Source organism: Desulfobulbus sp. (genome assembly GCF_030824455.1).
GTDB lineage: Bacteria > Desulfobacterota > Desulfobulbia > Desulfobulbales > Desulfobulbaceae > Desulfobulbus.
The window spans coordinates 1-13,366 of the sequence record NZ_JAVBXR010000025.1 but is presented as its reverse complement, the minus strand read 5'-3'; the positions used below and the strand labels follow the sequence as shown (position 1 = coordinate 13,366).

The 13,366-nt window shown below is 54.7% G+C and carries 9 protein-coding genes; 4 read left to right on the top strand and 5 right to left on the bottom strand.

Annotated elements, in window-relative coordinates; genetic code table 11:
- Together RCH93_RS04360 and RCH93_RS04355 are read left to right on the top strand one after the other, a co-directional pair.
- Positions 1–878 (top strand): FapA family protein (locus tag RCH93_RS04360; protein WP_306547098.1); only part of this gene is annotated, 878 nt, incomplete at its 5' end.
- A 14-nt stretch (positions 879–892) separates the two neighbouring features.
- Complete coding sequence (locus RCH93_RS04355; protein ID WP_306547097.1) at positions 893–1,552, top strand: CBS domain-containing protein; 660 nt, start codon at positions 893–895, stop codon at positions 1,550–1,552.
- Positions 1,553–2,036: 484 nt separating this feature from the next.
- On the opposite strand, the gene RCH93_RS04350 is transcribed toward RCH93_RS04355, so the two are convergent.
- The gene (locus RCH93_RS04350; protein ID WP_306547096.1) at positions 2,037–2,321 is read right to left on the bottom strand and encodes a hypothetical protein; all 285 of its coding nucleotides are present in this window, start codon (positions 2,319–2,321) and stop codon (positions 2,037–2,039) included.
- Between the two features lie 724 nt (positions 2,322–3,045).
- On the opposite strand from RCH93_RS04350, the gene RCH93_RS04345 reads away from it, so the two are divergent.
- Both RCH93_RS04345 and RCH93_RS04340 read left to right on the top strand, forming a co-directional pair.
- A complete protein-coding gene (locus RCH93_RS04345) occupies positions 3,046–6,585 on the top strand; it encodes a hypothetical protein (protein WP_306547095.1) in 3,540 nt (1,179 codons plus the stop codon).
- Between the two features lie 192 nt (positions 6,586–6,777).
- Entirely contained in the window at positions 6,778–8,073 is a 1,296-nt protein-coding gene (locus RCH93_RS04340; RefSeq protein WP_306547094.1) for a hemolysin family protein, read from the top strand.
- Positions 8,074–8,185: 112 nt separating this feature from the next.
- Here the strand turns inward: RCH93_RS04340 and RCH93_RS04335 are convergent, their stop codons facing one another.
- The 4 genes from RCH93_RS04335 to RCH93_RS04320 are packed head-to-tail and all read right to left on the bottom strand — an operon-like array spanning position 8,186 to position 12,785.
- Positions 8,186–8,596 carry a hypothetical protein gene (locus RCH93_RS04335; RefSeq protein ID WP_306547093.1) on the bottom strand — a complete coding sequence of 137 codons (411 nt, stop codon included), beginning with the start codon at positions 8,594–8,596 and terminating at the stop codon, positions 8,186–8,188.
- 22 nt (positions 8,597–8,618) lie between these two features.
- Positions 8,619–9,623: a xanthine dehydrogenase family protein subunit M gene (locus RCH93_RS04330; protein ID WP_306547092.1), complete on the bottom strand. Its 1,005-nt coding sequence runs from the start codon at positions 9,621–9,623 to the stop codon at positions 8,619–8,621.
- Between the two features lie 39 nt (positions 9,624–9,662).
- Positions 9,663–12,155, bottom strand: coding sequence for a xanthine dehydrogenase family protein molybdopterin-binding subunit (locus RCH93_RS04325; protein WP_306547091.1), 2,493 nt, complete (start codon positions 12,153–12,155; stop codon positions 9,663–9,665).
- A 3-nt stretch (positions 12,156–12,158) separates the two neighbouring features.
- Positions 12,159–12,785, bottom strand: a complete 627-nt coding sequence (locus RCH93_RS04320) for a (2Fe-2S)-binding protein (protein WP_306547090.1) — start codon at positions 12,783–12,785, stop codon at positions 12,159–12,161.
- Positions 12,786–13,366: the final 581 nt, after the last annotated feature.

The following is a 13,366-nucleotide window of genomic DNA, read 5'->3' as shown; positions in this document are numbered from 1 at the left end:
CCGGGGTGCTGTCCATGGTGTCCGAAGGTTCGGTCAAGGTCTGTTCGCGTCAGATTATCTCGCACGACATCGACTTCACCACCGGCAACATCGTCTCCCGCGATTCCCTGGAAATCCGGGGTTCGGTCAAACCAAAATTCCGGGTCAACGCCCTGGGCGACATCCTCATCCGGGGGCACATCGAAAAGGCGCAGATCCGCTCGGACAGCAACGTGGTGGTCCAGGCCGGGATGGTGGGCGATTACGCCGTCATCCGCGCCCGCGGCGACGTGGACATTCAGTTTGTCGAGCGGGGACGCATCTTTGCCGGCGGCTCCATTGTCCTGCGCAGAAGCGGCTATTACTGCCGGATGCACGCCGGCGCCAATCTCAACGCCGCGCCCGCCTCGAAATTCGTGGCCTCGCAGCTGGTGGCCGCCGGATCCCTGACCGTGGGCACGGTCGGTTCGGACAACGCCGAACCCTCGCTGTTGGCGGCGGCGGTGTCGCCGGAACAGATGCAGCTTTTTTTCGAACTGCAACGCACCCTCGAAGCCGAGGCCGAGGCCATCGAAGCCCTGCGGCGACGCATCGGCCCGGACGCCGAAAGCGAAGAAATCGACGAACTGATCGCCGACCACGAGGAGAGCATGAAGCGCTTTGCCCACCTCAATCTTGTCGCCCCCCAAGACCGCCTGCCCGAGGACCAGGGCCTGTCCCACACCCTAGCCTGCGCCATTGTGGTCCGGGGCAAGATCTTTGCCGGCGCCGAAATACGCATCGGCAACCATCGCCTGGTGCTTGTCTCAACCATGAGCAACGTCTGTTTCCGCTTGAGCGAACACATTCCCGCCGGCGCGAGCAGCCGCCAGATCGTCATTGCCCCTAACAAAAAATAATTTCGGAGTATTCTATGTTTGTCAAACTATGGATGACCAGCAACGTCCTGACCGTCAACAGCAGCCAGCCGATTGTCGAGGTTGAGCAACTCATGCGGGACAACCGCATCCGCCGGGTTCCAGTGATCGACGACGGCGAACTGATGGGCATCATCAGCCGCGAGGACCTGTTCCGCGCCCTACCCTCGATCTTTGACCCGTCCATCAGCCCGGAAAACCTGGATCGGGCGGGCCGCATTCAGGCGGGCTCCATCATGACCCGCTCGCCGATCACCGTTGAGCCGTCCACGCCTCTGGAGCAGGCGGCCCTGCTGATGCGGACCCACAAATTCGGCTCGCTGCTGGTGCTGCAGGGCAGCGAACTGGTGGGCATCATCACCGAGACCAACATCTTTGACGCCTTCCTGGAAGTGCTCGGCGCCAAAAAACAAGGGGCCCGGATCGAACTCAAAATCGACCGCAAGCCCTCCGCCTTCTACGCCATGATGCAGGTGTTGAAAAAATGCGAGGCAACCATCCTCGGCATCGCCATCTTTTCCGATTTTTCCGAGGAACATCAGCTGGTCACGCTCAAAATCCAAAGCGACAACATGGACCGGCTGATCGACAGCCTCTGGGCCGCCGGCCTGCAGATCAACCGGCTGCACACCGGGGAAAAGGATTCGGAAGAATGAGACGGCAGCCTGGGTCAAATGACCGGGCAGCGGGAGCCGGACGACGTCAAGCGTAATCCGGAGATGGGGAACGCGTTGTTGCATGGCGACGGCATATCACCGAATACGAAAATTTCATTGCAGCGCGTAGGTTGGAGTGAGGAACGAACCCCAACATTGAGGATCGTTCCCACGCTCCAGCGTGGGAATGTAGCCTTGGACGCTCCAGCGTCCATTTTTGTCCGGTTGTTTGGAGTGAGCTGCTTGGTTTGATTTTCGGCAGCCCTGTTCCTGCGGGCTGGTTTTGGGGGCGATCTTCCCTTTGTTTGCGCCGTTTCCCTGGGGACGCAGGAGCGTCCCGAACGGCGTTCCCACGCTGGAGCATGGGAACGATCAATGATCGAAGGTCAACCGGTGAAAGCAAAATTGTTTTCTTTTTTGCGGCGATGGGCTGAGAGTTCTCGCTGCGCTCGAAATGAATAAACGACAAGCTCGCAGGTCAAAACTAATCCAAAAATTCCATATATTTGTTCACCGCATCATGCACTTCGACGCCGGCATTGAAATAGAAAAACACCGTGTCCATATTGATGGCGTCTGTCATGTCGGGGTGTTCTCGAAGCATGATTGCACAAAAGTTTTCAGCGTACTTTTTCTTGAGTATTTTTTTAGGGATAGCCATGTGATTTACCTTATTTTCCGCGCCCGTGCAGGCTTGTGGTTTCAATGAACGGTTGGAGTCGTCTTTCTTGTTCAGCGCGACAGGCGTTTCATCGCTATCGGCCAACATCCCTTATGATTTCCGCTCCCAACCCAAGCAATGCTACTCCATAGCCACGATTTTTTCATGGAAACTTACAAATATGCCCGATCTCAGATAAATGCCCTCATGGGAAATCACGGCGCGTTCGGTGATTAACGACGGCGATATCTTTGGCATTGCCGCGGACTTCGAGCAACAGCGATTGTACTACCATGTGAATGGAGCATGGGTCACCGGGACGCCTGGAAGCGGAAACGGCATATCTCTGGTGAAAGGGAAGGAGTATCGGGCCTGCTTGTGGAGCGCAGGCACTGTCAGCGGCGAAGTGCAGCGCGGAGTCGCCCGGTCAGATACAACGTGGGAAGTCAACTTTGGCGAGAGACCTTTCAGCGAGGCGATCCCGTCAGGATCTGTTCCCTTCCAGGGCAAATAAGCAAAAGGCGGCGTTCTTTCGCCACTAGCGTATGAAATGGGCGAACGCCAGAATTTTTTGGTTGAAGTTCCCTTATGTTACATTTGCGATGGACACCATTGTCACAGTCAGTATTGCTCCTAGGTCATGATTTACTGGACAATGTTGACTTTCAGCGGCGTCATTCTTTCCGACGCCTTATGGCAAGCAAACTCATTGGCTTGCCTCAATGGAGATTGACGGTTACTGGTTATCCTTCGATTACTCATGATGACCAGAAATCCCTCAGCTGGCAGGTTGTTTCACCGTTAGACATAAACAGTTAGGTTGTGGATAAAGATGGTAAATAAGAAGGGTCTAAGCAATCCGTTTTCCACAGGCGGTGGCGGTGTTCATTTTGAAGCGCATGTCCAGGCGTCTTTTGTTGCGCTGATGCTTACCGGCGGGCACGCCCCCAGTCTTCCTTGCTGGCCCATTGCGGAAATCAAACTTCAGGGCAAAATCGACGGATTTGATACAGACGACCTCGTTGTTGTCGTAGAAAACGTTAACAGCAAGGAACGGCGGAAACTTCTCGGGCAAGTTAAGCATTCCATTGCTATTACGCAGGGCAGCACTCTGTTTGGGGAGGTGATGCAGGCCGCCTGGAATGATTTCAAAAATCCCAAGGTATTCACTCGGGAGAAGGATGTTATAGCGCTGATCACAGGTCCGCTCAGCGCGACCGATGCACACAATGTGCAATGGCTGCTGAACCAGGCGAGGCACACCAAAAACGTTGATGAGTTTTTCATAAACGTCCAGCAGGCGAATTTCAGCCCACCCAAGAGTACCGAGAAACTGGAAGTCATTCAGCACCACCTGAAAGCAGCAAACGGCGGCAACGATGTTTCAAGGGACGAACTCTATGACTTCTTGAATGACTTCCATCTACTCGGTTACGATCTTGGTAACGAGTTCGGCGTTGTCCTGTCTCTGCTGCATTCCCACATTTCCCAATTCCATAAGCAGTATCCGCAGTGGGTCTGGGCACGGATTGTCGATATCGTACAAACATGGAATCAAGATGCCGGTACGATCACGTCCGGCAAGCTGCCGGACGACCTTCTGGAAGCATTTAGACAAAAGGCAGTGGCGGAGATGCCCGAGGAATTCAAGGCGGCACAGGAAAAACCTAAAACGGATTGGACCCAGCACCCGGACGCCACCTATCTGGCCTTGGCAGTTTTGATTGGCGCTTGGCAAGACAAGAGTCAATGCGACCTTGAGGCAATAACCCAACTGCTCGGCATCAGTTATGACGAGTGGCTAAAGAAGGCGCGGGAAATATTACACTGCCCCGACAGCCCGTTGACTCTCAAAAACGGCATCTGGAAAGTTGTTAATCGAGCCGAGCTTTGGCGCCTGCTGGGATCGCGTATCCTTGATCAGAACCTCGATACGTTTAGGTCGCTGGCTGTTTCCATACAAAAAGAGCCAGACCCCGCTTTTGAACTGCCTGCCGAAGAACGATACGCAGCAAGCATTCATGGCAAGGTGCTGAAGTGTTCACATGTGTTACGAAACGGCATTGCCGAGGGCTTGGCCATTCTGGGAAGCCAGCCGGAGGCATGTGGTAACTGCTCGCAAGGGAAAGCTGAAGCAACCTGCGTATTGGTAATACGTGAACTCCTGGCCGATGCTGACTGGGCCTTGTGGGGCAGCCTGAACGGCTTATTGCCCACCCTGGCCGAAGCCGACCCGTGTGAATTTCTTAATGCGGTCGAGAAGGCAATGCGCCTGACGCCCTGTCCCTTTGATGAGCTTTTTTCCCAAGAAGGCAACGGCATCACCGGCGGCAATTATTTAACCGGCCTGCTCTGGGCGTTGGAAGGACTGGCCTGGGATGAACAATATCTGGTTCGTGTTTGTGTTGCGCTTGGTGAACTCGCCAGCCATGACCCCGGCGGCCAGTGGGCCAATCGCCCATCCAATTCGCTTGCAACCATTTTGCTACCCTGGATGCCGCAAACGCTGGCATCTGTTGACAAGCGCAAGGTGGCGGTGCGGACGATCCTTAATGAATGGCCGGATATCGCCTGGAATCTGATCATTCAGCTTCTGCCCAGCCAGCATCAGACCTCTTCTGGATCGCACAAACCAAGCTGGCGCAAGACAATCCCCGATGATTGGGAAAAAGACGTTACGAATCAGGAATACTGGCAGCAGACATCTTTTTACGCGGAACTTGCGGTGGCTGCCGCAGGCCAAGATACTGCTAGGCTTTCCACATTGATTGACCATTTTGATAACCTGCCTAACCCCGCTTTTGATCAACTTCTCCAGGCCCTTGCCTCCCAGCCCATTTCAGAACTTCCTGAAGAGCAACGACTTTCGATTTGGGACCATCTCACGAAATTCATAAACAAACACCAACGGTTCTCCGATGCGAAATGGGCCTTGCCCGACGAACTGATTACCCGCATTGAACAAGTTGTCGAACAACTAGCCCCCACCAACCCGTTCAATTTATATCAGCACCTCTTTACTGATGATTTTGATGACTACGATGAGGACGGCGATTGGGAGGAGCAGCAAAAAAGTCTCGAAACACGACGCGAAACGGCCATTTGGGAAATCTTTCAGCAAGATGGTGCCGAGGGTGTCATCCGGTTTACCGAAACCGTTTCTTCACCAGGTCAGGTAGGGCACACACTTGGTGTTGTTGCCGATGATGTGTTTGAACAAACCCTTTTACCGGATTTTCTAGATTTGGCTGACAACAAGCGCAAGCCATTGGTGAGCGGATTTATTTGGCGGCGTTACCATCTCAAAGGTTGGGAGTGGTGCGACGACATCGATAAATCTGATTGGACGCCAGAGCAAGTAGGACAATTCCTGGCTTGTTTGCCATTTAGCAAGGAAGCATGGTACCGCGCTTCTGAATGGCTTCAGGCGCATGAGAGTGAATATTGGACCCGCACCGGCGCGAATGCCTATCAGACCGATGACGATCTTGCCATTGCTATTGAGAAACTCATTGAATATGGCAGACCACACGCGGCAATCAACTGCCTGGACAGGATGCGCCGTGCCAAGCAGCCAATCGATAATAATCAATGTGTTCGAGCGTTGCTCGCAGCTCTTTCCTCCTGTGAGCCCAGCTACGCCATGGTCGGGTACCGCATCGCCGAACTGATCAAGTTTCTTCAGGCAGAGCCTTCGGTGAACCAGGAAGACCTCTTTAGAGTCGAGTGGGCATATGTTCCCTTGCTCGACCGTCATAGAGGTGCCGCGCCCCAGCTCCTTGAAAGCAGACTGGCCAATGACCCCGATTTTTTTTGCGAGGTAATTCGACTGATCTACCGATCCAAGAGAAAAGATCAGCCGCCGAGGGAACCCACCGAGGAATCAAAGGCAATCGCAACAAATGCCTGGCGGCTACTGCGTGATTGGAAAACACCACCGGGGACACAAAAAGACGGCATGTTCAGCGAAGGACGTTTCGCCGAATGGCTCCAAAAGGTAAAGGAAGCCTGTACCGAATCCGGCCACCTAGAAGTAGCACTCATCAATATTGGCGAAGTATTGATTCACACCCCACCCGATCCTGACGGTTTATGGATACGCCGCGTTGTCGCTGCCGCACTGAATGACCGTGAAGCTGATGACATGCGCGACGGTTTTAGGACAGGGACATACAACTCGCGCGGCGCTCATTGGGTTGATCCAACCGGCAAGCCGGAGAGAGAACTGGCTGAGCAGTTCCGATGTAAAGCCGAGGAAGTAGAGAACGCCGGTTTTCAGCGATTTGCCGTTACCTTGAGAGGCTTGGCAGACGGCTACGACCGAGAGGCAGAACGAATAATTGGCGACCACAAAGATAGGGATAATGCCTAATGTCAATGCCCAACAACCGTATCAACGCGGACTGGCAATTTCGCCGCGCTCCATTGTCAGCCGGTTTTGCGGAATGCTAAGGTCAACATTTCTCTCCTTTATCTTGATTGAAAATCAATCATCACCGAAAATTTAAGATAACAGCATGACAATACTATTGAATTTAATACTATTTTCCACAAAATACGCTCTATGGACCTAGCTCTACTTGTAGTATTGATTTCGCTTAATGGCATTTTTGCCATGTCAGAGATTGCGGTTATCTCTGCAAGAGATTCCCGCCTGCAGAAAATGGCTAAAGATGGCAGGCGAGGCGCCAACTCTGCATTGTCGTTGAAAAATAACCCGGCGTCTTTCCTGTCAACTATTCAGGTCGGGATCACCATGGTGGGCATTCTGAGTGGCGCTATCGGTGAAAACGCATTGGCCGAACCACTGACGACTTTCATCGGAACATTACCTTGGCTGCAACCGTATGCCCAGCCTATTGCCCTGGTGGTGGTTGTCATCACCTTGACCTATTTTTCAGTAGTGGTGGGAGAGTTGGTCCCTAAACATTTGGGATTGCTCGACCCAGAAAAAATTGCCAGTTTGGTTGCGCGACCGATGAAGATGCTTGCGCGTATCGCCAGACCTCTGGTGTGGTTTTTCTCGGCTTCGTCTACTTTTCTTTTGAGGATATTGGGCGCTGGCAAGAGAGAGCAATCATCCGTGACAAATGAAGAAATCAAGCTGCTGATGGAACAGGGGGCGGAAGCGGGTATTTTTCACGCGAGCGAGCGGATTCTTGTTTCCAATGTTCTTCGCCTTGATGAACAGCCAGTTGTCGCCATCATGACCCATCGCCAGGATATCCATGTACTCGATATAACCAAGCCGGAAGCGGAACTGCGTGAAGATCTGGCGACCTGTCCTTATTCCCGGATAATCGTTTGTCGTGGTGGGTTGGATGATGTTGCAGGACTCTTGAGAACTGCTGATTTGTTGCAGGCGGCTCTTGCTTGTGCTCCGTTTGATATTGCGCAGTATTTACGCCAGCCGCTGTATGTTCCGGAATACGTGACCACAACACAACTGCTGGAAAATTTTCGTAAAGCCCAACTTCAGTGCGCCCTTGTGGTTGATGAGTACGGCGACATTCAAGGGTTGGTGACCCTGACGGATGTGCTGACCGCCATTGTGGGGGAAGTCCCGTCTTCGAGCCTTGTAGAAACTCAGGAGTTTATAAAGCGTGCAGACGGCTCCTGGCTCATTGATGGCGGCGTTTCCATCGAGCGGGTCAAATTAACGCTCGACATCAGGAACGATCTGCCAGGAGAGAAAAGCAATACCTATCATTCGCTGGGAGGGTTGATCATTCACGTATTGGGTCGTATTCCCAAGGAAACAGATCAATTCGAAGAACAAGGCTATCGTTTTGAGGTTGTCGATATGGATACAAACCGGATCGACAAGGTGCTGGCGTCTCGCGTCCACCCAGAGGGATAGAAGTGGCTCCGTTCGCTTGGACAGTTTTTTTAAAAGTGGAGTCTCCGCAGCCTGGCCACGGAGGTCGATTCCTACCGGATCAGGAAGCAAAGCAACTCACGGTTCGCCTCCGTCAACCGGTCAACTGCTGCAGCTGAACAATTTCATCAAGGAGAAAAACGTCTGTCAGCAGGGTGCGAACATGCAGCGAGGCATTGAGATTGTCTATCAGTTGGGATGAAATTTTCGGTTGGGCAAGAACGAGTTCCATTGCGGCCAAGGCTTTGGTCGTATCCACCTTCAGCACCCCAAGAAAATTTACATATTTTAGTGAGGTGGCTGGATTTAAGGTGCCCACCATTGCAGTATATGCTTCCGGTAAATCAGTCGCGGCGTCAACAGCTTTTGAGAGCAGCTCTCGAAGTTGACTGCCGTGATGGCTTTCCCGGTCGTCAGCAATGCCCTGGGCCGCATACGCCAGCATAAATTCATAACATTCTTCAATGGCGTCGCAGCGGTTTTTAATATTTTCCAATTCGATCACGAGTATTTTCCCTCTGTAAGGTTTACGATTCCTTTTTCCCAAGGATGGCGCGTTTGATTAAATTCCGCACCAGCACAACCTTGTAGCCATTATGAGGCAGCGGCGCCGCACCATTGGCAGCAATGCTTGAACCTGCCTCAGCAATTTCATTTCTTGATTGACCCGCCACTGCAGCTTCAACCTGAGAGAGCCGCCAGGGGCGAGCCGCCACCGCACCCAGAACGAAACGTGCCCGGTCGATGCGGTCTCCGGTAAGTCGCATTGCCGCTGCGATATTGACCAGCGGAAAATCCCACACCGGTCGGCCCCGAACCTTCTCAAAGTAAAACGTTGCTCCTGCCCAGGTCGCAGGCAGGCGAATTTCGGTGAGCAACTCACCTGGCCGAAGCACGTTGAGGCGGGTGATGTCAGTTTCCGGGCCGACGAAGAAATCCTCGGCCGCCACCTCCCGGGTACCTTCTGCATTTTGAATAACCAGCCGCGCCTCCAGAGCAACCAAGGCCGGAGCAGTATCGGAAGGCGACACCGCAGCACAGCCTTCAACCCCGAAGACGGCATGTTCACGATTCTGCCCCTCCTTGCTTTCACCGGCATAACAGACGCCGCCACCGGCTCTATAGCAGTTCCAGCCGCTGCGGTAATACCAGCAGCGCGTATCCTGGCTGATGTTGCCGCCCAGAGTTCCCTGGTTGCGGATCTGGGGCGAGGCCACTTCTCCTGCGGCCTGGGCGAGCAGGCTGAAATGGGTTTTGAGGTCTGGGTTGTGCTGAACCTCGGTTAACGTCGTCATCGGCCCAATGACCAGATCGCCACCGTCCCGGCGGATGCCGCGAAGTTCCTCAATGGCGCCAAGATCGATAACCGCCTTGGGTCGTTTCATCCGATCCTTAAACCGTTCCAGGCTATCGAGTCCTCCCGCCAACAGCCAGACGTCGGATCCAAGACGTTTGGCCAGGGACAAGGCGTCATCAACGCTTGTCGGCCTAAATAGGTCAAAAGAGGGCATACCGTCACGTATAATCGCCATGGGGTTTCTCCCGCCACCGATGTATCGGCGGCTTTTACATTAAACGTTGGCTGAAAGGCCCGTTACTGGACGCCAGCTGCCGGGCTCAATGGCAGCGAGGACGGTGTCGACCATGACCGGGGCACGCAGAAATTTGTCGTCGCCCAAGGCATCGTTCAAAGCACACAGGACCGCAGCGCAGGCGGCCCCGACCGGTGGTTCGCCAATGCCGCGTGCTCCGATTGGAGTCTGGGGGTCAGGCATGCCGACCGAGCCCCAGGTAAATTTTTCCGGCAGGCAAAGGACGGTCGGCGGCCGGGTTTGGTAGAAACGCCTGGCCACCGGCATCCCGTGTTCACGATCATAAAACCATTTCTGCGTGGTGGCATGACCAATGCCGAGCATGGAACGACCGACAAGCTGGCCGGCAAAGGCACGAGGGTGGACCACCATGCCCGCATCTGCCTCTGCGTGAAAGTCGACGATCCGGTACATCCCCGTCTCGGCGTCCACTTCAACTTCGGCAAAGGAGGCCACATACGAGAAGGTTTGCCCGTCGCGCGGGAAGGTGTCGCGGGCAACGGCGACCAACCCCTGTCCGGCCAGGGCGACGACGGAAGCCTTGGTCAACTTGTGGATATCAGTCGGGTATTCATGACCGTCATAGGCTCCGCCCAGTTCAATGGCTTTCCGAGCCGCTTCAGCAAAGCTCAGCCCCTCGCCCTTGTTCTCTTTCCGGAAAACTCGTTGATTGCCGACGGCAAAATCTTCCGGATTGCCACCCAGTGCTTTAGCCGCGATTTTCTTGAGCTTGGTGAGAGCATCCAGGCTTGCAGCCAATCCTGCTCGTGACATGGCGTGAATGGTTTGGCTGCCGCCCGACACACAACTCCAGGCGAGGTGTTTGCCCGTATTCCCCCAGAGTATTTCGCAGGATTCCCAGGGCACGTCCATGGCGTCGGCCACCACCCGTTGCACGTCGCTGAAGGATTCCGTACCGAGATTGCCGATACCGCAATGGATACGCAATTTGCCTTCCGGGGTGATAACGAACAAGCCGTCAAACCCGATTGTTCCGGCCACAAAGCATCCCGTGGCCACCCCGATGCCGCGCCGAAGAGGACTTTTGAGGGCCGGTCGTGATCGGCGCGCCTGCCAGCCAAAGGCCTCAGCCCCTTGGTCCAGCGCCTGTTTGACAAAGGCGCTGGTCGCCACATTCATGGCGCCGTCCGCTTTCGGGGGACCGACCGGCGCCCTGCCTTCGGGTGCATTGATGCGGCATACCGCCAGAGGGTCAAGGTTTAACCGGCGCGCGGCTTTTGCTAATACAGGTCCCATCAGGGCACTGGCCTGGAGTCCGCCCGGTGCGGTTTGGGCGCCACGGGTCGGGGTGTTGGTGAGCACCGCGACGCCACGCCAGCGCATGGCTTTGGGTTGATAGAGCAATGAAGCCATGCGGCCTGACATGCCGCCATCGTATTGTTCCTCATACGGGCCGTTATCCATGATCACGAACATGTCCAAGCCAAGCAAACGGCCTTCCTTGGAAAAACCAGCCCGCATGCGGCCGATCACACTTGGCCGAGCCCGACCGATGGACTGCTCGTCATCCCGGGAAACGCGCAGCATGACCGGCGCATGCGCTTTCTTTGCCAGCAGCGCCGGGATGATCGCGGCCACGGAAGCGGTGATTTTGCCGCCAAAACCACCACCGGTGTACTCGCTGACAAGGACGATATCGCTCGGATCCATGTTGAGCCACTTGGCAAGGGCCGGCACGGTCTGGATGGCGCCTTGGGTGCCGACCGCAATGTGGAGCTTGCCGTTTTCCCACCAGGCCAGGGTGGAACGGGTCTCCAGGGTCTGGTGGCTGACGTTGGGCGTCACGAAGGTTTCGTCCAGAACCAGTGCTGTCTGTGACATTTCGGCATCAAGGTCGCCGTGGGACCACTCACCGGTTGATTTCCCCAAGGGCAGCTTATCTTGCCCGGCGGTCTCGAAATCAGCCGTGGTCCATTTCAGTTCGCCAACTTTTGCCTGTTCACCAGGTTTCCCCGGCGGCAGCCAGACATTGCCGTCGGTCCGGGCGCTTGGACCTCCAGGGCGTAAACTGTCGAGCGGATCGATGACAAAGGGGAGCGGATCAAATGAAATATCTATGGCTTCAATGGCCGCAATGGCAGTGGCCTCATCGATTGCCGCAACGGCTAAAATCGGTTCCCCTTGAAAGAGCGGTTCCATGGTCAGCGCTGGTTCCGCCCAGGGACTGGCCTTGATGACCTCGCCACGGTCGGTGACGGAATCGGCCGGAGGCGGCAGCTCGTCAGCGGTGAGAATCGCCCGCACGCCAGGCATGGCCAAGGCGGCTTTGGTGTCGAGATGTTTAACCCGTGCATGGGGCAAGGGGCTGGTGAGCAGCTTGCAGATAAGCATGCCCTCGGCCCGGAGGTCATCGGCGAAACGTGCCGTGCCGGTCAGTTTGGCCCGCAGGTCAGGTGTGGTGTAATTTTGCCCGGTCAGTTTTGGCGAAAAAAGAGCTTCGTTTTGCGGCATGATTTACCCCTTTCGCATGTATTCGGCCCCGCGCATCAGGGCAGTGAGGATCTTGTCGTAATCCTGGCAACGGCAAAGATTTCCCGAAACACCGTGCGCCAGTTCCTGTCGGGTGGGATTGGGGTTGGTCTTGAGATACCCAAGGGTGGACATGAGGAAGCCCGGGGCACAGTAGCCACACTGAAAGCCCTGTTCATCGAGAACGCCCTGCTGTAAGGGGTGCAGTTTTCCGTCGGAACGAGCCAAACCTTCGATGGTCAGCACATTCTTTCCACGGACACTCTGGGTAAGGATGGAGCAGGAATACTGCGGCACGTTACCGATGAGCACTGTACAGGCCCCGCATTCCCCCCGGTCACAACCGATTTTGAGACCAGTGAGTCCCAGTTTGCCGCGCAGGGTTTGCGCCAGGGTTTCCTGGGGCATAACATCCACCCGGCGCTGTTGCCCATTCACGTTCAGGGTAATGAGTCGTTCAACCGCACCCGGGGAAGTCTTGGGTGCGGCTCCAGCCGGTCCGGAGTAGAGCAGGCCGGACGAGGAAACAACACCGGTTGCGATGACGCTTTTGATGAATTGGCGTCGGGTCATTCCCTCGGGCCTGATTGTTTCGAGAAGAGAACCATTCATGGCGACTCCATAGTGTATTCTGTGGTGTTGGGACCGTGGGCTCATCGTACAGAACAATGGCAGAACTTCTGAACAAGGAGCCGAGCAAACAGGTCGGAGGTTCCGGGCCGTTATTTTCGATGGCGCAAAAAACTTGAGCACCCATTTTTGTGTTGAACAAAGAACCGTTTCATTGCGTCAGCCTGTGAAGCGGCACACACCATCCTTATTCCTACTTAACTGGAAAATCATGCAAACAAAAAGGACAATCCTCTCGATTATTGCCCGATTCTCCGGATAAATCCGTTTTTACCGGCATTTTTTTATTCGGAAAATGTGCATGCGATAATCCGTATAATTCCATTTCCAAATCAAGCGAAGCATGATGCACAGCGCAAAACATCGCCGACGAAGGTCTGTCACATAAAGGCGAGATCTCTCCCTTACGGTCGAGATGACATAATGGGGACCTTGACCAGTGGACAAGACAGATTGTTTTTTAAAGACCTCCTTGGGGTTGTCATATAAAGGCAAGAGTCGAAAAATTAGATAAGCTGGGGTGAGGAGAAGAGACGAAGTGTCAAAGGCATATAGCCTCTCGA

Coding starts and splice junctions, on each gene's coding strand:
- RCH93_RS04355 (WP_306547097.1), top strand. CDS start 893: ATGTTTGTCAAACTATGGATGACCAGCAACGTCCTGACCGTCAACAGC.
- RCH93_RS04350 (WP_306547096.1), bottom strand. CDS start 2,321: ATGTTGGCCGATAGCGATGAAACGCCTGTCGCGCTGAACAAGAAAGAC.
- RCH93_RS04345 (WP_306547095.1), top strand. CDS start 3,046: ATGGTAAATAAGAAGGGTCTAAGCAATCCGTTTTCCACAGGCGGTGGC.
- RCH93_RS04340 (WP_306547094.1), top strand. CDS start 6,778: ATGGACCTAGCTCTACTTGTAGTATTGATTTCGCTTAATGGCATTTTT.
- RCH93_RS04330 (WP_306547092.1), bottom strand. CDS start 9,623: ATGGCGATTATACGTGACGGTATGCCCTCTTTTGACCTATTTAGGCCG.
- RCH93_RS04325 (WP_306547091.1), bottom strand. CDS start 12,155: ATGCCGCAAAACGAAGCTCTTTTTTCGCCAAAACTGACCGGGCAAAAT.
- RCH93_RS04320 (WP_306547090.1), bottom strand. CDS start 12,785: ATGAATGGTTCTCTTCTCGAAACAATCAGGCCCGAGGGAATGACCCGA.